Source organism: Desulfurococcus sp. (genome assembly GCF_038881575.1).
Lineage (GTDB): Archaea > Thermoproteota > Thermoprotei_A > Sulfolobales > Desulfurococcaceae > Desulfurococcus.
Genome location: NZ_JAVZPN010000004.1, coordinates 110,186 through 137,019, shown reverse-complemented (window position 1 = coordinate 137,019; position 26,834 = coordinate 110,186). Strand labels below are relative to the sequence as shown.

Sequence of the window (26,834 nt, the reverse complement as noted above, 5' to 3'; positions counted from 1 at the left end):
TCCAACGGACACGCCGGGATTTGAACCCAGGGCCTCCGGCTCCGAAGGCTTACATCTATATTAAATTATTGCATGGAGTCAAAGGTTTTACTACCTGATAGGTCTTCTCCTAATACTAGTCTCGGTCACTACCTTTGTGTAGCCATATAGTTTCTCACATAACTGTAAGGCACGTAGTATTGCCTCTAGTCTATGAGGTATTGTAGTGGTCCTTAATCTTAGGAGCAGTATTCCTGGAGGATTATATTGCTTGTGCTAAGTAGCCGAAATCCCTATCCGTAGTCACCACTACCTTGCCATGGCTCACGGCTATTCTGAGAACCTTCTCGTCTGAAACACCGCGTAGTTCTTCAATAACTGTTTGGACTAGCAATATCTGTGACACTTTTCTGGGGGTTCTACAGTATGTTAGTATATCCCAGATAATCTCGTAGATGCTCCGCCTTGGCTTCATTGCTTATCACGTGCAATATTATTTTGATGGAACTACTTGATGGACTTGAAAGCACATTTTCTATCTGTTTAACTCTCGCCAGCCTTCTGAAAATAATTCTCCTCTCGAGGTATAGATCTAGGACTCCATAGCCAAAGTATATGGTGGTCAAGGCAAATCTAAATAAGCCCGAACCTATCTCCCTATCAATGCTCTCTTTCACAGCCAGTACTGTTAGTGCTATAAGCACGGCACCTATTGTTGTCAGCATTATCCCCACCAAGACTATGCACCAGCGATAGCCCCTGTAAAGCGATATTACGTCCTTTACAAGGTGAACAGCCTCCTCATCCAGCCCACGTATTCTAGCATAAGGAAATGGTAAAGGCCCATATCTTCTTAGAATACACAAGATATTGTAGATTAGTGTAGCTGAAATTAGAAGCCCCAGAACACCGGAGAGAGCTAACAATGTATATTAAGTAAATAATCAGCGATACCAGTAGTCACTAGAAACCCCCCTAACGGAGCTACCTATCATTGAGGCTGAGAGACCGAGCAAAACTGATGAAGCGGCCAACCAGGCAGACAACCCGTCAATCTTTCTTGGCGACCGACCCCTCCTTTCCAGCCACTACAAACACCACTAACATAACGAACGCTATACTTATCTAAAAAGCTGTTGTGTATTTTAGATTCAAAAAACTTATAAACAAAAACGTGAGCTAGGTATTGACCAGACTAACGAGATAATGTTACAGAAATCGCTTTAGTCCGTACTACATCAATGGATGAATATAAATGCATCTTGGTAAACCCTCAAACATAGGGTTGACAACGCTAAATCTTTAGTCGCATGCCTTTCTAGTGCTCTGTACCCTAAGGAAGAGCTGATTTATCAAACTGCGTTAGAGAATTGGAGTCTGCTATTTAGTTAAACCTTAAATAAAGCGCTAAACTACATCTATAATGGTGGAGATTGTGAACATAGTTGTAGAGACTAAAGTTGGTAAGAAAAGAATTATTGTTATACCTAAGACTATTGCTGAGGCTGTAAAGATTAGTGAGGGCCAGAGAGTTAGGATCATGGCGGCTGAAAATAAGATTGTTATAGAGCCTGTGAGAGATGCTGTATGGCTCGCTCTCTACGGCAGGAAGATAGGTAAGATACTACCCGAGGAGGTTGAGGAGGAGAGTCTCCGTGAGCAAGAAAAACTCTCGGGTTAGTAGCAGGGTACTACTCGACACATCATTCCTCCTACCAGTCCTTGGTTTTGAAACATCAGATAGAGTTATGAGGGTTTTTCAAAAACTAGGGTCTTACGAGCTATACTACAGTGAAATCAGCATACTTGAAGCCCTCTGGAAGATAGTGAAAACTATTAAAGGAGTAGAAGAAGAGCTCGCACGCATTGAAGAAGGCGTTATAGCCATAAGAGAATCCATGAAGCACGCGCCAATCAATAGCGAAGCCGTCAAGAACGCTATACACATGTATAAGCTGAGCCACAAGGACATGGTGGATAACCTGCTCTACTCGATCGCCGCATCGAACAAGCTCAGATTTCTCACGGTAGATGAAGAACTAGTAGAGTTCATAGAGAAAAATGGTTTAGCAAGAGAGTATATAGCTACCCCTGAAGAACTAGGATAGGATATAACAAGATGATAGTAGTTCTTTTCGAAGAGTTCTTTTACTAAAAAGTGGAGGAAAAGCTACTGATCGAGATAGCCAACAGACTGAGTAGACCTGTTTTAACGAGAGTCCACGATTCAATCCTGCAACGGCTACTCGACTGACCGAATTGAGAGGGTAACAAATGATCTTCGTGCCAAAGAACCTCTACCCTAGTATTCTACCATCTGCTGGGTGCTCTGGAGGAGGCTAAGCTAGTGTATAAAGCTAGCATAAAATTCATATCCACAGAATTGACATTTAATCACAGCCATTGTGTCCTAACCCCTCTTCCTAACAAATATCTTACCATCCTCGAAAATCCACTCACCTTGTCGTTCTCGTTTAAGCCTAGAAGCTTGCGTACCTCGCGGGGGACAGTCGTCCTATAGTACCTGCCGATCCTGGTTACGGCGAGCACAGGCATAGACTCTACAGCACCTACTATAAGATTTGCAATAGTAAGGTAATAAACCCGCTGTCTAAGCGGCTTCTGCATCTCTAGGAACTATGGTCCTGGACTCATCTGCATCAGTTCACGGATCATGAAAACCTTGTCTACATCTTTCTACACTTCCATCGCCACGATGTCTGCGTAGAGCACTAAGTAGTGCCCATAACCACCACCTTCACTACTCACCGCCTCACCCTATTCCCTTCTCTTCCAGCTCACTAACCAGCTCCAGGTACTTTGGGTAGTACTGGTCTGCCTCGCTCAGTAAGTCCTCGTACCTGGCTTCAGAGACCCTTAGCTCTCCAAACCTGCTCTGGATGAACCTCGCAACCTCTCTAGGCATGGCTTTGATCATAAGCCTCCAGGCAACCTTCCTCATGTACTTGGGTAGCACGAGGCCGTGCCGCTTAGCGTATTTCCTGATAGCATTTCTATCTATATACTTAGGAGCAATAGTTCCAAGGACCTTTGCTGTCTCCAGGCTCATGTACACCCATTCACAAGGCTTCTCAGGGCCCTTCAACCCCATGTAGTACCTGCAGAAGCCTTCCTTCTCGAAGCAGACGAGCCTCTTGGTCTCCAAGCCTACCCCTGGCACCTCGACTACTTCGCTGGGGTTCCATTCCTCTATCATCTTGAGGGTGTGTTCGAGCCTAGTGCCTGACTCAAGCATAACCCTGTATACAATGTAGTACACTTTATGCCTCTCCCTGAGGAACTCCAGGGTTTTCTTAACGCTCTCAAGGTCTATCTGATACGGCCTAACATCTAGTTTGTAGCTCCTGCTCGGGACAACCTCCATTATCCAGCCAAAGGTCTCTGGACTGATCCTGCGCTTGTAGTAAAGGTATTGAATGTAGTGGTGGAACACGTTTCTAAGCCACTTGTTGGGGTGGTTCACCACGTAGTCTATGAGCTGCTCCGAGAGCTCCTTGCCCTGCAGGTACTTCGTGAACAGCGACTTGTAGTACTTCAACGTGTCGACGTCTTTCACCTTTCTTCTCTTCTTGCCCTCTGATAGAAAGCGCTCGAAGTCACTGCTCCATTCAAGCTTCACGCCCGCGAAGCTTATGCCAAGCATCTTCCTAAGATCCTCCCTGAAGTTCTCGACGACGGACCTCAATATCAGCTGCTTGAGGTACTCGTCGCTGGCGGCTATCCTGAGGATCTCGATAGCCACGGGGTAGTTCACGCTACCATCCTGCCTTACAACACCCAGAGCCTCCAGTGCTTTCCTCGCGCCCAGGACCTCCCTGAACTCCTGCTCTGTCATCAGGGAGAGCAGGGCCCTCAGCTTCCCATCGTCTACTTTCTGTCACCTATTCAAAAGCCGCCACAAAGTGACCCTGCTAACGCCTAAAGCCTCTTGAACCTTATCCTTACCTAGCCTATTAATGAGGTATTCTAGGATTCTGTACCTGTCGTCGTCACCCACTCTGCTTAAATCAAGCGAATCTACCCAGCTAGCCAAAACCACGGCACCAAGTATATTATTCCATGGTCTTATCAAATAAATGTTTCATGAAGCCGACTTGAAACATGAAACATTGAGGAAACTCTACTCACGGGTTTAATCAAGTGATGAAAAACTGACGGGCCCGCCGGGATTTGAACCCGGGTCCTCCGGCTCCGGAGGCCGGCGCCCTATCCTGGCTAGGCGACGGGCCCGTGTTCCTTGATTATAGTATGCTCCCCGATTTTTATTAATTATGTTGTTGCTCTGGAGTATTGATGTCTACTCGTCTTCTTTAACTAGTTTCTCGAGGATCCCGGTGATGCCCCATGCCGTTATGATGCCTAAGATTACTAGTAGTAGTGGCATGATGTCTATGTAGACCTCTATGTTGTCTTCTCCGGTGGCTAGTGGGGCTTTGATTAGTCCTGGGCCTGCTGTGGATGTGATGAGTAGTATGCCTACTAGTATGGATAATGCATGGAAAACTATTCCGATAAACGGCTTCAACAGGTATGAAAGGGTGCTTAGCGCTGTGAAAACACATATCAGGAGTAGTGGTAAGTGGGGCTCAACTAATTCGATCCCTGTATTCAACATATGGCTTAGTGTGCCTGGTAGTATGAGGGCGAATACAGCATAGTATATTAACCCAGTTATAAGCCCCTTGATGATGCTGGCCACGGTTTTCCCCACGGTCGTCATACCTATCCACCAGTCTTAATCACTATCTTGTATAAGCCTAGAACCTTGAACTCAACGTAGTTGATGCTCGGGGCCTCGTTAACATCTAGGTCGACCTCTACTACTTTTTCTCCTTTATCCAGCTCAGGGATCGAGATACTGGTTGTATTGAGGTTTACCTTGAAGTCCCTTAGCTTTATGGTTGAGCAGTATGAGATAATTAATGGAACCCTATAAGTATTATTATCGAGGACCTGGAGACCACTGGTATCAACCCTGATTGATAGGCAAGATGGATTAGTAGCGAAATCACGCATTAGTATAATCAGCGGGGATATTAATAGAATAACCACTGTAACAGATGCCACGAACAACACGTACTTGAATGGGCCGAGCAAGCTACTTCCCTTGCTTTTCTTCTCTCATCTTAGACTCAGGCTTCTCTCCAGGCTTCTTCTCCTCCCCTTCACAAGACTTACCCTCAGACCTTAATCCCTTGATTCCATGCCCTATTAGGATGGAGCCCGCCCACACGGTTATGCCTAGGAAACCCAGTCTAACCGCTATATCGACAAGTATGCCCACTAATTTGACTACTGCTTCCTCCATGCTTGAGCCCTCGATCCCTGGCAATCTATAACCGTAGAATGATGACAAAGCTATTGATACAGCTAGAACTATGAATACTAGTCCCAGCAGTATCAAGACTAGGGAGACGAGTGAGGCATGCTTAACAAGATCCATCTCTATATCAACTCCTCTAGAAATATTATTGTAATCCATAATATTTAAGCCTTGAATACCTTGGCCGACTAATAGTACTGGATACGCTAGCTGTATTACTATACCCGTTGTTTAAAAACCGTTCACAAGGGATATGTTGGTGGAAGCGTGTGGTAAGGGGTTTAGGCATGTCTATCTCTATTAGTGGCTCAAGAGGTGGCTTCTTCAGTAAACTACTGTGGGTGTTTAAGCCTAAGGATCCATTTGTCAAGAATATTGAGGAATCCATAGTATTAATGGATAGGATGATAAAGAGTATTGAGGCATCCAAGAAAAGCCTTGAGATCACCCTCGAGGAGCATAAGAGGAAGCTTAAGCTAAGTGGTACACAAGACAGGGAGCTCCAAGAGATAATAGACGAGGAGAACAGGAATATAATGGGCTACCTCAACCTCTTCACAAAGGTATACTATGATTTAACAAGGGTCAGGCTCAGGCTTGAGACGATCACGCAGGTTCAGGAACCAATGAAGGTGTTACCAGAGGTACTGGAAGAATTAAAGAGGATCGAGCCTGAGGTCGAGAAGATCAACCCACAGCTGGTAAGCTTGATAAGAATGATTGAGCAGAAGGTTGGAAGCATAAAGGTGTCAACAGATAGCTCATCGATACCTCAGCCCCTCATAAATAAGTATATGAGTCAGAAAAACGAGGAAAAGACACCGGTAAAACCGATTGAAAATATTGAGGCACTAGTCCCGCCAGCTACAGTGGACGAGGGAGCCAGGGCGGCTGTGAAAACACCGCCTCCACCACCCTCGAACAATGTGCAGCAAGCGTTGAAACCAATAGAGGTTGAACCCGAGTTTCAGCGGGGCAGTGTAGAGAGCAGGGATGAGGTACCGTTGAATATTGTTGAGCAATGGGTGCTGGCTGAGCTAAGGAGTAAAGCAGGGATACTCGACATCCAGTACTTCACGTCGAAGTACAGGGTTTCACGCGACAAGGTTTATGAGGCATTAAGGCGGCTAGAGGAGAAGGGATTAGTGAGGTTAAAGCGCTTCTAAGCTGAATCAACCCTGGCTGCTGGAGGGTGATTGCTGTGAGCATGCAGTATCTCGTTGATAAGGGTGTAGAATATGCTCACAAGGCTGTCTCAGCAGATAAGGCTGGAGACTATGAGACAGCTATAAAATACTATAACTCCGCCATAGATCTCTTATCAAAGTACCTTAAACTATACCCTGACTCACCTCTAGCGGAGACATATAGGGACCTGGTGCAGAAGTATAAGAATAGGGTGGCACTGCTAGAGAAGTACCTATCCAACTCGGTGAAGATAGGTGGCCCCCAGGGCGAGGAGGGCAGTATAGATGATGTTGTCGAAGTACTGGAGCCTGAGAAGAGGAGTAATAAGAACATGTTTAAGGATCTAGTAGACCTGGAGGAAGTAAAGCAGGCGTTGAAACGTTCAGTGATATATCCTGTGAAAACACCACACCTCTACCCTCTTGGATGGTCGCAGGGAATACTCTTGTTCGGTCCGCCTGGATGCGGTAAAACAGAGCTGGCGATAGCCCTTGCCAACGAGGTAGGCGCTGTCCTCATAAATGTAAGCCCAGCCACAGTTATGAGTAAGTGGCTCGGCGACACAGAGAAAAACGTTAAGAAGATATTTGATAAGGCCAGGGAGTATGCTTCGCAAGGTAAACCCGTGATCATATTCATTGATGAAGTAGACAGCTTACTACAGCCCCTGGGAAACGAGGTGGGCGGCGAGAAGAGGATGAGAAACCAGTTCTTGATCGAGATGGATGGATTAAAGAGCAAGGAGAACAAGAAGATGCCGTTATTCGTAGTGGGTGCAACGAATAAACCATGGACGCTCGACATAGGCTTCATAAGGAGGTTCGAGAAGAGGATATATGTTCCACCACCAAACAGGGAGGTCAGGAAACAATTATTCATACACTACATCGGTAAACTAAGGGACATCTACTCAATCGATAACATAGACTATGAGAAGCTAGCGGACTTAACAGAAAACTATAGTCCAGCAGACATAGCCAGCATAGTTAAAGAAGTACAGAATAATGTAGCTGAGGAATTAAACGAGAAGGGGTTATCGAAGCCAGAGGACATAAAGCAAAGCAGGCCACTAACCACAGAGGACTTCGTGAAGGTAATAGAGAAGAGGAAACCCAGTATAGATCCCTCATGGCTGGAAGCATACAAGGAATGGCAGGAGAAATACGGCGCACTCTAAGGAACCGGGTACCCGGTATCCCGGTTTTCGCACTCTATAATAGGGTCACATTATACTAGCAATGTCTTACTAGTGCGTGAACCCATTCCATGCCTTCCTACCGGTTCATTAATACTCCTTATACCCGGTTTTCATAGTTGTTCCAAGTACTCCCCGTGTCCATTGATATCCGTGGAAATGATTAAATCCATGTCTCGGAATAAATAATATAATGTGCGATGAGGAGAGTCATGCCGAGGGATCCCTAGGATGACCTCAACCCTGGGGTAGCTGAGCGATTCTTCATCTATAGGACCAAGCTTATGAATAGATATTACAACTGAAAGCCTCGTCCCCAGGATGGAGAGAGGTCACAGCCAATCATGCTAGAACCCTGGCATCAACTAGTCCTCTTCCCAGGATTAATAGAGGTCTATATTGATACTATCTTGGAAGAGGATCATATCCTCGAAACAGAGATAGAGGGTTAAAAACATACTGTGGTTAACCAGCTAGCTGCAGAGCGGGTATTCCTCTGGTACCCTGGTTCTAAAGTATCTCCCGGTTCCAGGATCCTGGAACAACCCTATCTTTACTCCTTTCCTACCCCTTGGGTTCAGCTGCCATACCTTTACAGGAACTAGCTCTAGTTCCCTACCACCCGGGGTTTTCACTTTTACTTTCTCTGTACAGGGCATATGGATCACCATTGTAAATTAATATGTTAAACCCTTATATAACTTTTCCCATAGCTTAGTAATTATTCGATTTTTCTCGATACAATACTATCTATGTACATAACAATGTTATTACATATATTCAACTATATTGAGAAACAATAAGCTGACCTCCCCCCAGCCCTAAAAGGGTGAGGCTTTCAGTTGCAATGTTAGTGCTTATTTACCTGTTTTAACAATATATACTCATAATAAAGGTTGGTGGGAGAGTATATGGCTGACCTAAGTGTTGAAGTAGCCGGGTTGAAGCTAAGAAACCCAGTAATGAATGCTGCATGTCCTGTATCAAGGGACGCCGAGGCCATGAAGACGTTAATAGATAACGGCGTTGGCGCAGTTGTGGCTAAGACTATAAGTGTGAAGCCGGCTATAGTCCCGCGCCCCAGTATGGCGGCCGTTGATCGTGGATTAGTGAGGGCTCACCTACTGAAAACCCTGAAGCCTGGCGATGTAAGGATTACGCCGGTGGACAGCGGGAACCACCGCTTCATATATGCTGTCCTCAATGCTGAATTATGGAGTGATATACCTGCTGAGCATTATTTAGAGAGAGAGTACCCGCTTGTTAAGAGGTATTGTGAGGAGAAGGGGGCAGTGTTTATAGCGAGTATAGGGTATACGCCTGAGGAACTATCTTTACTCGGCCCGAAGGTTGAGAAAGCCGGTGTTCAAGCGATCGAGTTTTCAACCCATTACATAGGTAGGGATTATCGCCCAGTAATAGAGGCTGCCAAAGCCCTTAGGGAGAGCGTTGACATACCAATATTCCCGAAGTTAAGTCCCTTCACCCCTAATATTCCCGAATTAGTGAAGGAGCTTGAGAAAGTTGGTGTTGATGGAATCGTTGCTACAAATACCATTGGCCCAGCCCTACACATAGATGTTGAGACCGGCTTGCCGATCGTTGGCGGTCCATACGGCTATGGATGGATGAGCGGCCCAGCCCTTAAGCCACTCGCATTAGCGGTTGTCTCACAGGTTGCATTGAATACAAAGCTGCCTGTGATAGGTGTTGGAGGGATTAGTAGGGGTGTGGATGTCATAGAGTACTTCATGGCCGGTGCTTCAGCAGTACAGGTATGTACAGCAGCGTTGATCGAGGGCCCACAGGCATTCGCTAGAATAATCAGGGAGGTGAACGAATGGCTCGATAGACACGGATATACAAGTATCCTTGATGTAAAGGGCTTAGCATTGAAGCACTTAAAACCGGAGCCTAGAAGAGTGTGGGCCCAGCCACCGGTAGTGGATGAGAAGAAGTGTATTGGATGCGGGTTCTGTGAGCAGGTATGCAACTATGATGCTGTACATGTTGAGGAGTCGAGCGGTAAGCGTGTTGCAAGGGTTAATATAATGAAGTGCTATGGATGTGGATTATGTACGAGTGTATGCCCCACTAGAGCTATACACTTCATTGAGAAGTAGAAGTAGTTTTAATCAGACACCATAATTTTTCTTAATTCTTCATTTTATCATGTTTATGTAAAAAACCATGTAGGAATTCTCGTTGATTCGTTTTAAATATTTAAATAAACCCTTCCATTGGAAGTTATAAACGCCGGCGTCAATGGGATAAATGGTGGAATAATGAGCCACTTAGAGATCCCCAGGCTACCCACAATAAGGGATATTGATATAACGGGTAGAAAAGTCTTCATGCGTATAGATATAAATGTCCCCATGGATCCCGACACCGGTGAAATACTCGATGATCGACGGATTAGAACACATTCCTCATTCATCAGAAAAATAATGGAGGAGTATAGGCCTGCACTGGTACTTGCATCACACCAGGGTAGACCCGGTGACAGCGATTTTACATCAATGGAGAAGCATGCCGAATTATTATCAAAGTACACTGGGATAGATATACGTTATATCCCTGATGTAATAGGTCCAAAGGCTCTTGAGGAAATAAATAACTTAAAGCCAGGCGAGATCCTGTTGCTGGATAATCTGAGGCTCCTTTCAGAGGAGGTATTAGAGGCCCCACCCGAGAGGCAGGCATTAACCATTATGGCCAGGAGGCTTTCATCAGTGATCAACATATATATGAATGATGCATTTGCAACGGCTCACAGGAGCCAGCCGAGCATCGTGGGATTACCACTACTCATGCCGAGTTGCATCGGCCCCCTGTTTGAGCGTGAGATGGAGGCAGTTAAAAAAGTATTCGGCTCCGGTGAGTCACCCAGGATATATGTTCTAGGCGGCTCCAAGGTTAGGGAATTATTAAGGGTCATCGAGAACCTGATGAGGAATAAGTTAGCCGATAGAATACTTACAACAGGCCTACTAGCACATCTATTCCTAGTCGCCAAAGGAGTGAACATAGGGACGGAAAACATGAAGATCCTGGAGGAGAAAGGGGTACTACCCCTTGTCCCCAGGGCTAGATACATACTGCTACGGGGAGCACCGGTTGAGACACCAGTGGATCTCAAGGTTGAAGTAAACGGTGATGTAAGGAACACATATATAGGTGAGGTTAGAGGTGTGGCTAAGGATATAGGTGAAAACACAGTCCAGATATACAGCGACCTCATAAGGGATGCCAGGATCATAGTTATGCGTGGCCCGGCGGGCGTTATAGAGGATGAGAGGTTTAGAGATGGAACACTTAGGATACTCGACGCCGTATACAGTTCCAACGCTTTCACATTAATAGCTGGAGGACACTTGGCCTCCATGGTGAATGAATCGAAGTTATCGAATAGAATACACGTGTCAACAGGCGGTAACGCACTCCTACTATTCCTCTCCGGCGAAGAACTCCCGGCATTGAAGGCACTGGAGTTATCAGCTAAAATGTTCCTGGGATGGTAGCCATGCCTGTTAAAGTAGCTGTAAACGGCTCGGGAACCATAGGTAAGAGAATTGTTGACTCAGTATTGTTGAACAAGGACTTTAAGCTAGTTGGAGTCGCCAAGTATAAGCCGGATTACCAGGCGTACCTAATGATGGAGAAGGGTATACCAGTGTTTGTTCCACGGGATAAAGCAGGGGAATTCATTAAATCAGGCATCGAGCCGAGTGGATACATAGACTACTTGTTTGAAGAAGCAGATTTAATATATGATGCCTCGCCAGGTGGTAAAGGCGTATTAAATAAGGAAATATATGAGAAACACGGTAAACCAGCTGTCTTCCAGGGAGGCGAGGACCCGGAGATAGCTGAGATCAGCTATAGCACGCTCTGTAATTACAGTGATGCATTAAACAAGAAATATGTAAGAGTCGTCAGCTGCAATACAACAGGCATGCTGAGACTACTATGTATACTGGGAAGGGAGTACGGTGTCAAGAAGGCGCTGGCAGTAATTATCAGGAGAGCGGCGGATCCCAAGGAGGATAACAGGGGACCTGTTAACTCCATACTGCTGGATCCCCCGGAGATACCTAGTCACCACGGGATAGATGCCCGCACAGTAGCTCCATGGCTTAATATCACTAGTGCCGCCGTCGTGGTTCCAACAACTCTTATGCATATGCAGTTCATAGAGGTGGAGTTAAAGTCCCCTGTCAAGAAGGATGAGGTGCTGGAGGTGCTGGGGAGATATAGGAGGTTTCTACTTATAGATTCAGCCCGGACAGGCATCGATTCCACAAGTAAGCTCATGGAGCTAGCCAGGGATGCTGGTAGGATGCGTGGCGACATATATGAGAACTCAGTGTTCATTGATACAGTCAAGATCGAGGATACACGACTCTACCTGTTCCAGGGGATCCACCAGGAGTCAATTGTTATCCCGGAGAACATGGATGTAGCATACGCGATGCTGGGCCTTGAACACGACCAGTATAGGGTTGTGGAGAAAACAGATAGCCTACTGGGGATCGGCTCCCTGGAAAAATTGATTAAGACGAGTAGACATAAATAAAGAGGTGAGAACCATGAGTGAAGCACCCACATACGAGATAAGCTTCTACTTCAGGAAAATCCTTGTCCCAGTAGATGGGAGCGAGAATAGTTTGAAAGCACTGGAGTTCGCTATTGACCTGGCAAGGCACTACGGCTCCAAGATAATTGTAGTATACGCTAAACCGAGGGGAGATCTACGGGGAGACCCCTTTGAACGCGTGAAGCTAAGGGTGGCTAAGGAGGGCATGGATATACAGTATAAGCTGATAGAGTATGATCCCTCAAGTAGTAACACTCCCTCAGTCCTTGTCAGGGAGGTTATTGAAGGAGGTTATGACGCAGTGGTAGTGGGGGCTAGGGGTCTAAGTCTCTCGACGGAAATACCTATAGGGAGTACGGCTTTATCCCTAGTAATAAACTCGCCGGTTTCAGTGTTTATTGTGAGGTAGATCCACTGAAATAATATTTTTTCAGGACACCAGTCATATCTACTTTTTCAGGAGTCCTCTTCCAGGCATTCATTGAGACCTCTAGGTATTTCTCCGGGTCTTTATGATACATGTCTATTATCCATAGTAGCTTGCTTCTGAACTCCGCGTATTCTCTTTCATCTATCTCCCTGGCTCTAGGATCAGTATATATGTTTATGAAGTCCCTGAGGTCCTGGCCAAAGAGCCAGCCTGTAACCCCGTCTTCAACCACCTCGAGTACTCCCCCATCCCTACTAGAGAGTACCGGTACTCCATTAACCTGCGCCTTCATAAAGCTTGTTCCACATGCCTCCCACCCGCTGAACGGGGTGAAGAGCCATAGGTCTGATCCCTGTATTATTAAACGGGCTGTCTCAACATCGTATTCTGGAAGATACACTACGTGAGCCAGCTTCAAGTCTAGCTCCCTGAATTTCCTCAGATACTCTATTCCATCCTGGTCTCTTGGATGGGGTTTCCCAGCTATTATGAAGAACGCGTTGATATCCGGGTTTTCCTCAATGAATCTAGCTATAAAGTAGGGCCTCTTGTATCTAGCTAAACGCCTTGTCCACGCAATAATTGGCCTCCCCTCAGCGTTTACATTATTTTTCACTGCTTTAACGAGTGAGAGAAGCTTCTCCCGCGACTCGGTCCTGGCCTTCACTAGTATTTCTTTCTGGAATAAGCCTTGCCTCCACGCATTATATAGCTCTGGATGCATCCACCTGGGTAGATATATGCCGTTAGTTATCCCCTTGAATTTACCAGCGTACGCCGGGAAGATCCTGCCTATTATCTCCTCCTGCTTCCTGGATACAACGATTGCTGATTTAAGCCGTGATAAAGCATACTCGGAGAGGTTTACATTGTCTCCCAGGAACAGCCCGAATTCTCTCGCTATATATTCCCCTGGGAACCCTGGATGACCCCAAGGCCCGGGTGTGTGGATTATTATCCTGGCTTTATCGCTAACATCTAACATGCTTAGGATGAGCGCGGTGTATGACTCCTCGAGGTCTATTACGCTGATCTTATCCAGGCCTATAATGTTCCTTATATAGTACGAGGACGCCTTCGCTAGAAGAGCATACTTGAGGAAACTCTCCTCCGCATTGTCTTCAAGGTATACCCTATCAGTTAGCTTCCTCGCCCATTGAGGGCAAACAGCCTCGAATAATACGGCTTTCGCCGTCTTATACTTGTAGACCCAGGGTCTGACTATTACCTCAGTGTTCCTCAGGGTTACCACGAACTCCTCCTCAGGGGTTAGTTTTTCAAGGAATTCTTTACTCTGTCCTTCGGGAGCTAGTAGTGGTTGAATGCCCTGGAAAGACACAGACACATATCCATGCCTATAATAGAGGGAGAGCACTGTGTAATCAATACCCATATCGCCTGCCCCATATAGCTTATCCCCCTCTAGGACGCCTAGTCCGCCTGCATATATGTGTGATTTATCGAGGGCTAACTCGGGTGTTATACTTACAATGACCATGCATATCTCCCGGTATTATTTTTAATGGCTTGCCACACTTTATTATCCCTATAGATTATTTAAGTATTACTTACATGGGGATTGACGAATTTGATTAAAGAAGTAATGGAGTCCCTTAGGAGAAATACACGTGGTTTAATAACATTAGACGTCTTAAACATGCTGACAAGGCATCATAGAATACAGGGTAGTAGCGGTCTCGAGAACGCTTTAATGGATCTACGCGAAATACTTGAGGGGCTGGGCTACTCTACACGGATGATAGAGATACCCAGCGATTCCAGAAAAGGATTCATCGATACCCCTGTTTCATGGGATATCGACGAAGCCTTTCTACAATTCAAAACAGGGGGTAATGTGATAGAGGAGTATCGCTTCGATGAGCATCCAACACTGGTTGCAGCCCACTCGCCTCCAGGGGAGGGATGCGGCGTTCTCTCCCTGTGTAGTGGAGGAAAATGCGAGGGTGAGGTAGTTTTAACTAAGGGCCCTGCCTACGAGGCGTATGTTAAAGCGGATGCCAGGTTGGTGTTGGTCTATGATTCTAAGAGATATAGTGAGGCAGTACCTTACATGGGGTTGTTCCTCCATAGTAATGAGGTGAAGGATAAGGTTGTAATGAATATACCGTATAAAACAGCCCTTAAACTAATGTCGATGCTGATAGAGAACCCTGGAAGGAGGATAGAGGTTTGCTGGAGCAGTAGGACAAGGTATACGGGTAAGCCTATGCACGCGCTCATCGCTTGTAATAAATACGAGGAGCCCGGTATAGTGCTTGTAAGCCATATATGCCACCCTAAACCAGGGGCTCATGATAATGCCAGTGGTAGTGTCGTAAACTATATGGCGGCTTTCGCATCACGGTTAACCGGGTTGGATGTACCTTTATGTCATGTATGGGTCCCGGAGCACACTGGGACCGTATTCCTCGATAACGCTCTACCATGGCAGCCTCTTGGAGTAATCAACCTAGACATGGTGGGCTCTAAGCAATGGGTGACTGGGTCCACGCTCAACATAGTTAACACGCCATTATATATGGAGTCGATGATTACCCCGTACATGTATCTAGCTGTGAAAGCGGTATTTGATACAGCACAGTCATTCGGAGGCTTTAATCTACCAGGGGCGAGATACTCGCTGTCACCGTATACTGTTGGAAGCGATCACGATGTCTTTATTTCATGGGGGCTTGACACAGTCATGCTTAACGAGTGGCCGAGTAAATACTATCACACAGACATGGATACCGTGGAGACTCTTTCACGGCATTACCTACAGGAGACAACAGTGGCTTCACTACTGGCTGCGTTTCTAGCTTATAGGAGGCTTCATGGCGACGAGGTTTCCTCAGTGTTCAGGAATTATTTAAAAACATGGTATGCTGTAGAAGCCGTTAAAACAGGCTTCGGCACCAGCCTGGGAGATCTATCAAGAGTGATCGATGGATTCCCGAAGCTGAGGCCTGACAATATCGTGAAACTGTCATCACCAATATCAACAAGGAGTATTCAGAGAATACTGGGATTTGAAACATATAAGAGGGTTTCAGAGATAAAGGGGGCTCTCACATATTTATCGCTCTACGCGCCCTTAGCCTACGTTAACGGCTTAAATAACGTTGCACAGTTATTCCAGGTTGAAAACTTGATTAAGTGGAGTAGTGAGGAAGAAACATTAATCAATAACGCCTGGGAATCAATTAGAAATGAATTATTGAAGTGATAGATATGCCGGTTATCAGGGTAAGCATTAGCGATATAGAGGCCTTGCTGGGTAGTCGTGTCACATTGGAGAAATTATATAAAGGGTTAACGAAGCTTAAATGCGAGGTTGACAATGTTGAGGGAGATATATTAGAGTACGAGGCAAACCATGACCGCCCCGATCTCTTTAGTGCAGAAGGCCTTGCAAGGGCTCTGAGACCCTTCCTAGGGCTGGAGGGGAAGCAGTACTATTTTGTCAATTCAAGTATTAAAGGATATAGTGAGGGCATCCCTGGGAGACCCTATATAGCTCTCGCCGTGGTAAGGGATGTAGTTTTGAATGAGGAGGCCATCGTCCAAATAATGCAACTACAGGAGAAACTGGCCTCCACATATGGCCGGGCACGTAGGAAGGCGAGTATAGGTGTATACGATCTCGACAAGATTAAACCACCAATATACTATCGGGCTGTCGACCCCTATGAAACCAGGTATAAGCCTTTAAATGAAAACCGTGAAATGACGCTTAGACAGGTGCTTAGTGAAACCGAGAAGGGGAGGTTGTATGGGTATATAATTGAGTCCATGGAGAGGTACCCGGTGCTAATAGACTCTAAGGGGACGATACTCAGTCTAGCACCTATACTTAACTCCGATGATAACAAGGTCACCACTAATACACGCAACATATTGATTGATTCAACAGGTTTAAACCCAGAGATCGTCGTAGACATGGTTACTATAATGGCTGTGAACATCGCCGAGAGATCCCAAAGCAGGGTAATCGAAGTCGTTGGAGTAGAGCATCCCGGCGGATTAATCATTGAGGCGCCTAGGAGAAAGGGCAGCCTCATCAGTGTTAATTTAAGTGATGTCAGTAGACTCATAGGCGTCGACATCAGTGTAGAAGACGCTGTAAGGTATCTCTCACTCCATTATTATACAGTGAGAAGCATTGAGGGGGGAGTCCTCACGGTGGAGACGCCTATCTACAGGATTGATGCTAGAAGCTGGGTTGATGTTGCAGAGGATATAGCTATATCCTATGGCTACGATGCTATAGGAAGGCAGGCAGACTCCCTACCCTACTCAACCAGCATTGGGAAGATACATCCATTAGAGTATATATCGAGGAGGGTCAGGGATATACTAGTAGGACTCGGATTCACTGAGATAGCAAGCTACATGATGACTAGTATCGAGTCCCAGACTACATTAATGGGGTATAATCAGGAGGTCTTCGTTGTCGAGAACCCTAAGTCGGATAGGTATACAGCTATAAGGTCATGGCTGACGCCCGGCATAATAGAGGCGATGATCGAGAACAAGGGTAAGAGGGCCAGGCTTGCAGTGTTTGAAATCGGGGATGTAGTGCTCCCCGACGAGTCAATGGAGACGGGTGCACGCGTGGAGAGGAGAATAGGTATTGCTGTTTCCCATGAGAAGGCCACGTTAACCGATGGCCTCGCAGTGGTTAGAACACTCTTCAAAGAGCTTGGTGTAGCATTATCTTTTGAAAAAACCATAGTCCCAGGCTTACTCCCCGAGAGAACGGCTGCTATCAATGTAAACGGGGAACAGATAGGCTTTGTCGGGGAAGTGAAGCCCGAGATACTGTATAAGCTGGGATTAATGAATCCTGTCGTCGTATCTGAAATAAACCTGAATAAAATTATTAATTACTTGTAACCAATCGGATATTTTCGAGGATGAGGCTTGGAAGGGATGACTCGAAAGGGGATGAATGCACGGGCCTAGCTGAATCCTTTCCTAGATAATAAGGATACAAACATTATTGAAGCAATGATAGTGGAGAGGGCAACGGCCACCACGGTGTTAAATATCTCAAGTGATACAACCCCTAGTTCGAAGCCCTTAACCAGCAGGGTTAGCTCCAATACCCCCCTCCCTGTCATTGATGCCCCTGCAGCCAGGCTTGTAAATGTTTCTTCACCCCGGAGCTTGAAGAATGAAAAATACACCAGTGTTTTAACAGATAACCCTATGACTAGAAGCAAGACGAAGAGTAATGTGTTGATGGCTGATACTGTTATATGGAGCCCTACATATAGCATGAATAAGGGGGTGAAGACACCATCTATTATGGTACTCAATATACTGGTGAAATCATTTATCCTGGTTCTATATCTTAACATGGGGTCATGCATCCATATTCCCCCCGAGATGAATATCCCAGCTAGATAAGCAGCTATAAAGGGGCTTACACCGGAGACATAGGCTACTAGTAGCATTAGTGATAATAGTAGCAATGCTATATCAGTGAAAAACGCTATGTCCCTAGACATATAGATAAACATGTTTTTAAGGATGCTCTGCCGCCTCGATAATATTGCGAGGACCAGTATCGTGAGCGCCATAGAGACCAGTATTGGTAGTACAACATTACTGATGTCCCCTGTTACATACCAGGTATAGTATGCAGACGCAGCAAACAACATGAAGAGATCATCAACGAAGCTTGCCGAGACCAGTATCGACTTAATGTGGATGGGGAGCCCCTTTATAATCATAGATACTGTTTCAGTCGCGGTGTTAGATAATAATAATGCGATGATGAACGCTGACTCGAGAGGGAATCCAATATATGTTACAGCCAGTAAAACAGATACCATGGTGAAGGCAACGGAGAGCAGTGAGATCATTGTTGATGACTTGAAATTCTCGATTACAGTCTCTAGATCACTCGAGACGCCTGCATAGAATACTACAAATATAGCCGCCACATTTGAGATAAGCATTAGATCACGTATATACTCGCCCCTACCCAGGGTTAATCCAAGTAGAATAGCCGTTGCTAAATAACCAGTTGCCTCGTTTATATTCAGTCTACGTGCCATATGCCCGGCGATCTTCGAGATTAGAAAGCCTAGAAACACGTATTCTATTGTTTCCATTTTAGTCGGTATCACCGTATATTATACTGCTTATAGAATAGCTTTTAAGCCTTGCCTAGTTAAAAACAAGCCTTAAACCATAGGCAGCTGCTTCACACCCCATAGCCTATATGTTATCTCTACTGCTGAAAGAGATTTCCCGAGCGATACCAATTCGTTTGCGAGGCCCTTGACGGAGAGGTTTTCGATTTTACCGTAGAAGCCTATAGGCTCCCCATTCCTGTTAACAAATATCACTAGATCCACCGTATCGCTTTTATCCTTTACAGAGAGTATCCCCATTTTATACTGCGAGAGCACGCCTTTCTTTTCACGTGCCTTATTTATAAGGATGTCGATATCCCAGGGCGCGGTTAACTCACCTGATGACACTAGGTCGGAGTTTATGAGTGCCATCGCTATCGATACCTCGTCAAATAATTTAGTAACGTCTATAGTGGTTTCTTTTTCCTGGGGAACCTGCGTCTTCTCGAGTTGAGTAGGCTTAGGTGGAGCGGGAGATAACGGGGGTGGGGGAGGCTGGGGGGTCGGTGGCTTTACTGCTTCCTGTGGCGGGGTTTCAACTCTTTGAGGTGCTACCTCGGCTGGCTTTGGGGCTGGCTTAGGTGGAGTTATCATTGGCTTTACAGGCTTCTTTAACACATCCTCTAACTCCTTGGTGAATGAGTCGAGAACGCTTGAACACAGCGCTATATTTCCTCCCTCACACACAGCCCTTAAATTAATATGTAAGGCGTAGAAGACTGGTACAAGCCTATACTCTATCCATGCCTTAAATGCATCCGAGTTGAAATACATTAGGATGGTATCATCACTCTTGACCTCGCTTCTTATCTTCAGAGGTATCCTTGTTACTCCTAGAATAGACCTCCTGCTTAAGACGGCTGAGACCTCGTTGGTGGATGGGTCGCGCGCTGTTATCGTGAAGGACTTCATGTTTGATATAAGAGTGGCTACATCATACAGTAATGCATATGCTTCCTCCTTAGATAGAGGCCTTATTATTACCTTCTCGAAACCGCTTGATGCCACGGAAAATGCCACCTAAAATAGATTTACCCCTACAAAATATTAAAAATAACAACTATGACAAATATACTTTTATCCCAGCTTTAAACCAACTATAACTCGATATAAATAATTCCGGGAAGTAATGTATCGTATACGAGATTAAAGCCTACCGCCTCCACTGATCTCTTCTATAGGCTCGTCAACAGCATTAAGAACCTCCCTGTAGAGGCCTCTCGAGAATAGGGAGCGGCATATACTGCATTGATCCAGGTCTTTCATTCTTCCCTTCCTGAAATCCTCTACAGTCTCCTCAAGCAAGTTCTTAAGGCCTGGTATTCCAAGGACTGTCTCATAATACTTAGGCTTCCTCTTTCCCGTTAAAGCATAGTTTACAGCCGACTGCTTCATACCTAGTGCTCTGGCTGCTTCAAGTTGTGTGAATCCTAGTTCTTTAACTAGCCTCACCGCTAGATAGGATTTAATAACTGGCATTATCTTCCTGTTTAACACCATGCAGAAAGCCTTCAAACTCACCACCTATAACCATGTTATTTATTAAGTGTGACCAGGATATTAAAATAATTAGCTGTTCTTCACCTCTTGACTGCTGTTTTGGTTTCGTGCGTGTTTGTGTTGGTTGATATCAGTCTTGCTTGATGCTCTTGTGCTACTGGGTTTCTTCACAGCGTTATCGTGCTCTTCGAAAAGCTATAAGCTTTTCACTTACATGATTATGTTGAGGACGGTACAGTGAACTCGGTGAGCAATGCGAGGGGATGGAAGCTGCTCAATGAGGCCCCGTGCCTGCCCGAGAGAGGAAGGCTCCTGAAGGGCGGGCGCAGAAGCCGGGCAAGGGGTGATGAGGCAAGCGGCGAAACCAGTTAACATGAACCACTATGAAACCAGAACCCCTAGCTCGGGATTCATTTACTAGGTAAAAACTCTAAGAGGGTTTACTTAGGATGCTGGATTCCAGATCCACTATATAGTCTTCTTTAACGTGTCCCTCCAGGAATTCCACACCTTCCAGGCTTAACAGCTTCTTCTTCACATGACTACCTCCCAGTGAAAAACCACCTATTCCTCCATCACTATAAACGACCCTATGACAGGGGATGATAACCGGGTGTTTATTAATGGAGAGGCAGTAAGCCACTATCCGGGGGTGTATCTTGAGTAGCCTAGCTATACTCGAGTATGATGTTGTTTTACCAGGGGGTATGATCATAGTCAATGTATAGACGGCTTCACATATATCTCTCATTGACGCTTTGTATGCAGTGACCTCTCCGTCCTTGACCTCGATTACTATCAAGGCTCACACCTTTAATGGCTTCTAACAGGATTAAGCTTCTTAAATGTTATTTTAACACCTTCCCCGGGATCGGCATCTATGTCTGCCTCCTTACTCTACACTGCGTGATAGATTCATGTGAAGTAAGAATAGTGTTGATACAGCTAGGTTAATTAAACACGTGGGGGTTCTAGTTATCCATGGTGTTGAATATGGCTGTGAAATTCCATATTGTAGTGGTTAGTGATAGGGTTGCCAGTGGGGAATCTATGGACGTCAGCGGTGAGAAAGCCGTTAACTACATTACTGCGAGGGGGCATATAGTTACAGGGAAAACCGTGATAGGTAATAATTATAGAGACATAGTCAGGGTAATACGTGAGGCTAATGGCAAAGTCATATTATTCATTGGCGGTACAGGCCCCAGTCCCAGGGATATAACCGTGGACGTTATTGAATCGCTTGCATGGAGAACATTACCCGGCTTTGGTGAAGCCTTCAGGAGAATATCGTATGAGAGAGAGGGGTCGAGGGCGTTACTGTCCCGTGCAGGCCTCTATATACTGCCGGATGGGAGAATAGCTGTTGCGCTACCAGGTTCCCCCAGCGCGCTTGAGATAGGTTTAAAGATACTAATGGATATTATTGAACACCTTGTTGAAGAAGCGGAGAGATTCGAGGGCGCTCATAGGTGATTAGGTATGGCTGGTTGCCTGGCTATAAGTTTCGATATATGGGGTACGCTTGTGGATCTCGATAAAACCCTTGATCACCTCTCAGAGATAGCTTCTAATAGGCTGGGTTTAAGCATTGATGAAGCGCGGAGAGCAATATATGTATCGCATGAGGAGGCCCGGAAGCTCAGGAGGTTCACGCCGAATATTCCACCACTTGAACTCATTGCACGTGGCAAGGAGATAATCGCGGCAAAGCTCTCAACCAGCCTCAGCACTGTTGACTCCATCCTAATGGAGGCGTTCACAACCGTTGATCCGGGATCGATAATCTACCCTGATGTTATACCGGCTTTAAGTAAGCTCCATGATGAAGGCATCTATATGGGTGTAGTGGGTAATGTTCTCTTCTGGCCCAGTGCTTACACAATGATCATATTGGATAAAACCGGGCTCTCAAAATACTTTAGGGCAACCATATTCTCGGACATTGTAGGCTACAGCAAGCCGGATAGAGAGATATTCCTGGAATTCGCTAAGACCTCCGGTTTCGAGCCAAACAAGGTAATACATGTAGGAGACAATGTCATCGAGGATGTTGGCGGAGCATTGTCATCGGGATTCCTTGGTGTATTGATAAATAGGGGGTCTAATAGAAGTATATATGTATGGGAGCTTAACGCGGCCGTAATTAACGATATGAGGAACCTGGTAGACCTCTACAGGGAGGCATCGCTGAAGATATGCCGTAAATAGTGCAATGATTTACTGGTGATCGAGAAAGTGATGAGGATAGAGGAAAACAGGGAGAGAATACTTTACGGGCCCATTGGTAGAACACTCCTATGGCTCGGGCTACCATTAATGGCTGTCCAATTAGTGAACGTATCATACAATATAGTGGATACATATTGGCTAAGCCGCTACAGTGAGATAGCTTATGCTGCACCAAGGCAGGTCATGCCAACTTTCATGTTATGGAACTCGATAGCGCAGGGATTAATGGCGGCGAATCTAGCATTGATAACTCAATTGATAGGTGCACGCAGGTATGATGAGGCAAGGAAATACGTGTCATTCTTTGTCTCGGCAACGCTTCTCATCAATACTGTTGTTTCTATAATATACTTTATTCTAAGACCCATAATATTCAGCTACATAGTGCAGACACCGCCTCTCCTCTACAATGATACCTTAACTTATTCCGGGATAATCACGCTAGATATAGTTTTCTCGGCATTCACTCTAACCTACTCGACAATCCTTCAATCAATAGGTGATACACGTACACCTGCATTAATAAACTTCGGAGCCGCATCCATGAACATGGTTTTAGACCCCATATTCATTCTAGGGGTTGGAATCAATGGATCGATGCTGATACCGCCTATGGGGGTTGCTGGGGCAGCGTATGCTACAATACTTTCAAGGTTCATTGGAGTATTACTCCTGTATGACAGATTGAATAAGAAATACCCATATCTAAAGCCCAGGTTAACACTTAAAATAGAATGGGACTGGCTTGCTAAAAACCTGAGGATCGGGGCTCCAGTGTCGTTAATGATGGCTTCAAATAGCTTGGCATTCATGTTTCAGAATGGCCTTATAAACCAGTTCGGTGAGTATGTTGCCGCTGCAGCGGCCATAGGGCTTATAATGATGGATCTAGCTGATGCAACTTTATGGGGTTTCACAAGCAGTGTCGCAGTCATGGTGGGGCAGGCACTTGGGGCTGGATTAATTGATAGGGCAAGGAAGGTCGCCTTTAAATCAATGCTCTATATAGGGGTGTCAACACTAATAGGGTCATCCATGGTTTACATGTTAAAGGAGGCATTTATCTCCGTGTTCACTGATAACCAGGTTATATCGTCTGAGGCAGATAGATTCGTCACAGTTTTCCTACCATCAATAGTGTTCTTCGCGTTATTCTTCATAGGCATGAGCGTTGGCAGGGGTTCAGGGCATACAATGGTTCCAACAATAATGGGGATAATTCGCTTATGGGGTATAAGAATACTATTAGGCTATATACTAGCGTTCACCATAGGCCTTGGTAGTCTAGGAGTATGGATCGCGATGAGTTTAAGCAACGTGGTTGCCGGCCTCTTAATGATAATATGGGTTGCTAGAGGTAGATGGGCTATCCCAGTTGTAAAGACCAGGGAGTCCGCAACAGTTTAACAGTGTTCTATCACTCTTTAATGGTTGAACCTAATGCTTTAATATTGCATCCCACTTAGTTGTGTTTTAGGGGTTCTCGAAATGCCTAGAGTTCTGGGTATGGATCCCGGCTCTAAGAGTATTGATATATGTGGTCTCTGTGATGGGAGAATATGCTTCGAGAAATCAATAGATACCGTTGAGGCGAGTAAGAATCCTCTCAGAGTAGTGGAGCTCGTTGAAGGCTTCCACGGGGTTGATCTAATAGCTCTCCCCTCGGGCTATGGTGTAGAGCTCACATACCTGGATCATATAGAGGACAACATGTTGGAGGACTGGTATTACACCTTCATACTAGCCACCACCAGGGAGGAGATAGTGGAGGGCTTAAACAGGAATAATATCGGGGCATTCATCTATGACGCGATGGGGAAGATAGTGAGGGAGTTGAAGAAGAGGAGGGTTAGAGGGGTATTTATTCCAGCAGTAATAAACCTTGAAACAATCCCCCTACATAGGAAGCTCAACAAGATCGATATGGGTACAGCTGATAAGCTAGCCGTTGCAGTCCTAGGGATACACGAGGTCTCCCAGGAGCATAAAATACCCTATGATAGAGTTAACTACATACATGTAGAGATGGGGTTCGGCTATAACGCAGTGATAGCAGTTAGGAATGGGGTCATAGTTGACGGTGTCGGCGGCACCTTAATGCCTGGCCCAGCGTTTCTAACTTCGGGCGCACTGGATCTAGAAGTAGTACAGGCCGTAGGGTTATTCAGCAAAACAGATGTGTTTTCCACCGGTTGCAATGTATTAACTAATACTATGTCACCGGAGGAATTCATATCTAGGATAAGTGAAGATCCATTAGCAGAGATCTGCTTCGACGCGATGATCGAGTCTATTGTAAAGACGGTTTACTCTATGATCCCGCTGGTGGGCGAGGTACGTGAAATACTGTTATCAGGCAGGGTTTCAAGAAACCCTGTCGTTAAAGATTACATAGAGGATAAGCTCGGGGACTTGACGAGTATTAGGGCGATGAAGGGATTGCCTGGTGCATCCATAGTAAAAGAGACCGCGCAGGGATACGCTGTAATAGCTGATGGCATAGCCGGCGGCGTCTTCAAGGAACTAGTTGATCACGTTGGAATAAGAAGTGCTAGAGGCACCTCCCTTGACTACATAGTTCACCCGAGATTCATGAAATCAAGGCTTGGAGCGAAGTTCGCTGAGTTAAGGAGGCTGATGCATGGGGAAGCATTTAATATAAGATGGTGGAGGAGTCTTGGCTCTAATTAGGGAGGGAATACTATACGAGGCGATAATATCTCTACTAGATGATCTAGGCAAACCCTATGCAACACCATCGGGGTTCTGGAAGTCAAATGGGAGAATACTGGTGAAGTTCTACAAAGGGTTTAAAACACATGAGTTATTAGTGACTGTGAAAAACCCAGTACTCAACATTGTCAGGGATCCGCTTCTATACTATAGGACAGCTTTTAAGGCGGAATCCAGTGGGTTGACTCCAGAGGACTACGTGGTTGATGAGGTGAATGGGCGTGTCTTCCTGAGGAATGCTGAAGCCTACCTGCTACTAGACCTTATTAGAACCGTGGATTATGGGAAATATAGCTTATTTGAATATGATTTAAGGGAAATAAGGGTGAACCCACATATCCACCTGGTACTTGAACCATACTCAAGATGCTATAGCTCTCTCATAGAGATGATTATATACGCTACCAAGATAAGGGCGCGAAGCCAGCTCTCAACCACAGAGCTTGAAACAGCTTTAAGAAGTATTGAGTATTCATATAATGTAGCAGTGAAGACCTGTATGGATAGTGCTTACATGGATTTAGCCAATACGATTAGAAAGGTGGTGGAGGATTGGCTAGGAAAGTAAAGATTAACACACCCTCGAGACTACACTTCGGCATGGTTAACCCGTTTATCAGGGGAGCGAGGAGATATATTTCAGCAGGGGTTGCAGTATCATACCCTAACAACATCGTTATCGTTAAGGAGGGAAGTGAACTACGCGTCGAGGGTTGCAGGTCCGATGAGGTGTTTACCAGAATAAAAGACTTCGCCGTTAAACATGGTTTAAAGGGGATCATCGAAATAAGGGAATGCATACCCAGACACATAGGGCTAGGTTCCACAACGCAACTAGTGCTCGCAGCTGGATATGGGCTTGCATTAGTGAACAACCGCCTGATAGATCCTGTCGAAATAGCTGTCGAGACAGGGCTTGGCAAATACTCTGGTGTTGGAACATATGTATTCAAACATGGTGGATTCGTGGTTGACATGGGTAGATCCGGGTCCACAGTATTCCCGCCCCTCCTAACCAGGCTTGAATTCCCTGAGGAATGGGTTTTCATCATTGCAATACCTTCAGGTAGTGGGCTCGATGAGGAGAGGGAGGACAGGATTTTCACTGAAGAAAACAGGAATATTCCCGTAGAATTAACATGGAAGGCCTCATATCATCTAATCGAGTTATCCTCAGCCGTAGTCGAAAGGGATTTTGACTCATTCGTGAAGGCGTTGACAGCTCTGCAGGAAACCGTTGGCTCTATGTTTTCCAGATATCAGGGAGGTGTTTTCTCGGTTAATTCTGCTAGGGCCATTGAGCTACTCAGAGAAAACGGTGTAGAGGGGGTTGGGCAAAGCTCGTGGGGTCCGGCTGTCTATGGGGTTGTAAAAGGATTAGAAGAGGCTGAGGCGATCTTAGAGAAGTTGAGGCCGAGACTTGATGGGAAGGTATTCATTACTAGTCCACGTAATAAAGGAGCCGAGGTTGTGGAGGAAAAATAGCG

General features: G+C 45.6%; 29 protein-coding genes and 1 tRNA gene. 17 read left to right on the top strand and 13 right to left on the bottom strand.

What is annotated here, in order from left to right; translation table 11 throughout:
• Positions 1 to 241: 241 nt before the first annotated feature.
• Positions 242 to 385, bottom strand: coding sequence for a DUF5615 family PIN-like protein (locus QXV08_RS05490; protein ID WP_342788191.1), 144 nt, complete (start codon positions 383 to 385; stop codon positions 242 to 244).
• Positions 386 to 398: 13 nt separating this feature from the next.
• Positions 399 to 845 (bottom strand): hypothetical protein, encoded by a 447-nt coding sequence (locus QXV08_RS05485; protein ID WP_342788192.1) that lies wholly within the window; start codon positions 843 to 845, stop codon positions 399 to 401.
• A 557-nt stretch (positions 846 to 1,402) separates the two neighbouring features.
• Between QXV08_RS05485 and QXV08_RS05480 the strand changes: the two genes are divergently transcribed.
• Both QXV08_RS05480 and QXV08_RS05475 read left to right on the top strand, forming a co-directional pair.
• Positions 1,403 to 1,660 carry an AbrB/MazE/SpoVT family DNA-binding domain-containing protein gene (locus tag QXV08_RS05480; protein ID WP_342788193.1) on the top strand — a complete coding sequence of 86 codons (258 nt, stop codon included), beginning with the start codon at positions 1,403 to 1,405 and terminating at the stop codon, positions 1,658 to 1,660.
• Positions 1,635 to 2,087, top strand: coding sequence for a PIN domain-containing protein (locus QXV08_RS05475; protein WP_342784973.1), 453 nt, complete (start codon positions 1,635 to 1,637; stop codon positions 2,085 to 2,087). Before QXV08_RS05480 ends, QXV08_RS05475 begins: the two co-directional genes overlap by 26 nt.
• 665 nt (positions 2,088 to 2,752) lie before the next feature.
• Here QXV08_RS05475 and QXV08_RS05470 read toward each other — a convergent pair.
• The 5 genes from QXV08_RS05470 to QXV08_RS05450 all read right to left on the bottom strand — a co-directional run bounded on the left by QXV08_RS05470 (position 2,753) and on the right by QXV08_RS05450 (position 5,482).
• Positions 2,753 to 3,835 carry an integrase gene (locus QXV08_RS05470; RefSeq protein WP_342821425.1) on the bottom strand — a complete coding sequence of 361 codons (1,083 nt, stop codon included), beginning with the start codon at positions 3,833 to 3,835 and terminating at the stop codon, positions 2,753 to 2,755.
• A gap of 320 nt (positions 3,836 to 4,155) precedes the next feature.
• Positions 4,156 to 4,230, bottom strand: a tRNA-Arg gene (locus QXV08_RS05465).
• Between the two features lie 67 nt (positions 4,231 to 4,297).
• On the bottom strand, positions 4,298 to 4,720 hold the full coding sequence (locus tag QXV08_RS05460) for a hypothetical protein (protein ID WP_342784977.1): 423 nt from the start codon (positions 4,718 to 4,720) through the stop codon (positions 4,298 to 4,300).
• Between the two features lie 2 nt (positions 4,721 to 4,722).
• The gene (locus tag QXV08_RS05455) at positions 4,723 to 5,097 is read right to left on the bottom strand and encodes a hypothetical protein (protein WP_342784979.1); all 375 of its coding nucleotides are present in this window, start codon (positions 5,095 to 5,097) and stop codon (positions 4,723 to 4,725) included.
• 1 nt (position 5,098) lies between these two features.
• Complete coding sequence (locus QXV08_RS05450; RefSeq protein ID WP_342788194.1) at positions 5,099 to 5,482, bottom strand: hypothetical protein; 384 nt, start codon at positions 5,480 to 5,482, stop codon at positions 5,099 to 5,101.
• 128 nt (positions 5,483 to 5,610) lie between these two features.
• Here QXV08_RS05450 and QXV08_RS05445 point away from each other — a divergent pair, with 128 nt between their 5' ends.
• Positions 5,611 to 6,489, top strand: a complete 879-nt coding sequence (locus QXV08_RS05445; RefSeq protein WP_342784983.1) for a hypothetical protein — start codon at positions 5,611 to 5,613, stop codon at positions 6,487 to 6,489.
• A gap of 41 nt (positions 6,490 to 6,530) precedes the next feature.
• Positions 6,531 to 7,688, top strand: a complete 1,158-nt coding sequence (locus QXV08_RS05440; protein WP_342785363.1) for an AAA family ATPase — start codon at positions 6,531 to 6,533, stop codon at positions 7,686 to 7,688.
• 491 nt (positions 7,689 to 8,179) lie between these two features.
• Here the strand turns inward: QXV08_RS05440 and QXV08_RS05435 are convergent, their stop codons facing one another.
• Positions 8,180 to 8,365 carry a chromatin protein Cren7 gene (locus QXV08_RS05435; RefSeq protein WP_173361975.1) on the bottom strand — a complete coding sequence of 62 codons (186 nt, stop codon included), beginning with the start codon at positions 8,363 to 8,365 and terminating at the stop codon, positions 8,180 to 8,182.
• A gap of 252 nt (positions 8,366 to 8,617) precedes the next feature.
• Here QXV08_RS05435 and QXV08_RS05430 point away from each other — a divergent pair, with 252 nt between their 5' ends.
• The 4 genes from QXV08_RS05430 (at position 8,618) to QXV08_RS05415 (ending at position 12,715) form a co-directional block, all read left to right on the top strand.
• Positions 8,618 to 9,829 (top strand): 4Fe-4S dicluster-binding protein, encoded by a 1,212-nt coding sequence (locus QXV08_RS05430; protein ID WP_342784987.1) that lies wholly within the window; start codon positions 8,618 to 8,620, stop codon positions 9,827 to 9,829.
• Positions 9,830 to 9,946: 117 nt separating this feature from the next.
• On the top strand, positions 9,947 to 11,230 hold the full coding sequence (locus tag QXV08_RS05425; RefSeq protein WP_342788195.1) for a phosphoglycerate kinase: 1,284 nt from the start codon (positions 9,947 to 9,949) through the stop codon (positions 11,228 to 11,230).
• A 2-nt stretch (positions 11,231 to 11,232) separates the two neighbouring features.
• Positions 11,233 to 12,285, top strand: coding sequence for a type II glyceraldehyde-3-phosphate dehydrogenase (locus QXV08_RS05420; RefSeq protein WP_342784991.1), 1,053 nt, complete (start codon positions 11,233 to 11,235; stop codon positions 12,283 to 12,285).
• Between the two features lie 13 nt (positions 12,286 to 12,298).
• The gene (locus QXV08_RS05415; protein ID WP_342784993.1) at positions 12,299 to 12,715 is read left to right on the top strand and encodes a universal stress protein; all 417 of its coding nucleotides are present in this window, start codon (positions 12,299 to 12,301) and stop codon (positions 12,713 to 12,715) included.
• Here the strand turns inward: QXV08_RS05415 and QXV08_RS05410 are convergent.
• Positions 12,702 to 14,234: a glycosyltransferase gene (locus QXV08_RS05410; protein WP_342784995.1), complete on the bottom strand. Its 1,533-nt coding sequence runs from the start codon at positions 14,232 to 14,234 to the stop codon at positions 12,702 to 12,704. The genes QXV08_RS05415 and QXV08_RS05410 overlap by 14 nt on opposite strands.
• Positions 14,235 to 14,315: 81 nt before the next feature.
• Here QXV08_RS05410 and QXV08_RS05405 point away from each other — a divergent pair, with 81 nt between their 5' ends.
• Together QXV08_RS05405 and pheT are read left to right on the top strand one after the other, a co-directional pair.
• Positions 14,316 to 15,962, top strand: a complete 1,647-nt coding sequence (locus QXV08_RS05405) for a peptidase (protein WP_342784997.1) — start codon at positions 14,316 to 14,318, stop codon at positions 15,960 to 15,962.
• Positions 15,963 to 15,967: 5 nt separating this feature from the next.
• A complete protein-coding gene (pheT, locus tag QXV08_RS05400; protein WP_342784999.1) occupies positions 15,968 to 17,632 on the top strand; it encodes a phenylalanine--tRNA ligase subunit beta in 1,665 nt (554 codons plus the stop codon).
• A 65-nt stretch (positions 17,633 to 17,697) separates the two neighbouring features.
• On the opposite strand, the gene QXV08_RS05395 is transcribed toward pheT, so the two are convergent.
• From QXV08_RS05395 to QXV08_RS05385, 3 genes are all read right to left on the bottom strand, one after another.
• The gene (locus QXV08_RS05395) at positions 17,698 to 18,873 is read right to left on the bottom strand and encodes a cation:proton antiporter (protein WP_342788196.1); all 1,176 of its coding nucleotides are present in this window, start codon (positions 18,871 to 18,873) and stop codon (positions 17,698 to 17,700) included.
• A gap of 57 nt (positions 18,874 to 18,930) precedes the next feature.
• Positions 18,931 to 19,890, bottom strand: a complete 960-nt coding sequence (locus tag QXV08_RS05390; RefSeq protein WP_342785003.1) for a hypothetical protein — start codon at positions 19,888 to 19,890, stop codon at positions 18,931 to 18,933.
• Positions 19,891 to 20,028: 138 nt separating this feature from the next.
• Positions 20,029 to 20,403: a helix-turn-helix domain-containing protein gene (locus QXV08_RS05385; protein ID WP_342788365.1), complete on the bottom strand. Its 375-nt coding sequence runs from the start codon at positions 20,401 to 20,403 to the stop codon at positions 20,029 to 20,031.
• A 225-nt stretch (positions 20,404 to 20,628) separates the two neighbouring features.
• Here QXV08_RS05385 and QXV08_RS05380 point away from each other — a divergent pair, with 225 nt between their 5' ends.
• The gene (locus QXV08_RS05380) at positions 20,629 to 20,754 is read left to right on the top strand and encodes a hypothetical protein (RefSeq protein WP_342785007.1); all 126 of its coding nucleotides are present in this window, start codon (positions 20,629 to 20,631) and stop codon (positions 20,752 to 20,754) included.
• A gap of 58 nt (positions 20,755 to 20,812) precedes the next feature.
• Here QXV08_RS05380 and QXV08_RS05375 read toward each other — a convergent pair whose 3' ends face one another.
• Positions 20,813 to 21,184, bottom strand: a complete 372-nt coding sequence (locus QXV08_RS05375; RefSeq protein WP_342785009.1) for an MGMT family protein — start codon at positions 21,182 to 21,184, stop codon at positions 20,813 to 20,815.
• A gap of 191 nt (positions 21,185 to 21,375) precedes the next feature.
• On the opposite strand from QXV08_RS05375, the gene QXV08_RS05370 reads away from it, so the two are divergent.
• The 6 genes from QXV08_RS05370 (at position 21,376) to QXV08_RS05345 (ending at position 26,832) form a co-directional block, all read left to right on the top strand.
• Positions 21,376 to 21,858: a molybdopterin-binding protein gene (locus QXV08_RS05370; protein ID WP_342785010.1), complete on the top strand. Its 483-nt coding sequence runs from the start codon at positions 21,376 to 21,378 to the stop codon at positions 21,856 to 21,858.
• A gap of 6 nt (positions 21,859 to 21,864) precedes the next feature.
• Positions 21,865 to 22,593, top strand: a complete 729-nt coding sequence (locus QXV08_RS05365; RefSeq protein WP_342785012.1) for an HAD family hydrolase — start codon at positions 21,865 to 21,867, stop codon at positions 22,591 to 22,593.
• A gap of 30 nt (positions 22,594 to 22,623) precedes the next feature.
• On the top strand, positions 22,624 to 24,021 hold the full coding sequence (locus QXV08_RS05360) for an MATE family efflux transporter (RefSeq protein WP_342785365.1): 1,398 nt from the start codon (positions 22,624 to 22,626) through the stop codon (positions 24,019 to 24,021).
• Positions 24,022 to 24,102: 81 nt separating this feature from the next.
• Positions 24,103 to 25,305 (top strand): DUF1464 family protein, encoded by a 1,203-nt coding sequence (locus tag QXV08_RS05355; RefSeq protein WP_342785014.1) that lies wholly within the window; start codon positions 24,103 to 24,105, stop codon positions 25,303 to 25,305.
• Positions 25,292 to 25,915 carry a DUF447 domain-containing protein gene (locus QXV08_RS05350; protein WP_342785016.1) on the top strand — a complete coding sequence of 208 codons (624 nt, stop codon included), beginning with the start codon at positions 25,292 to 25,294 and terminating at the stop codon, positions 25,913 to 25,915. The genes QXV08_RS05355 and QXV08_RS05350 overlap by 14 nt, the downstream gene beginning before the upstream one ends.
• A complete protein-coding gene (locus QXV08_RS05345; RefSeq protein WP_342785017.1) occupies positions 25,900 to 26,832 on the top strand; it encodes a GHMP kinase in 933 nt (310 codons plus the stop codon). The genes QXV08_RS05350 and QXV08_RS05345 overlap by 16 nt, the downstream gene beginning before the upstream one ends.
• Positions 26,833 to 26,834: the final 2 nt, after the last annotated feature.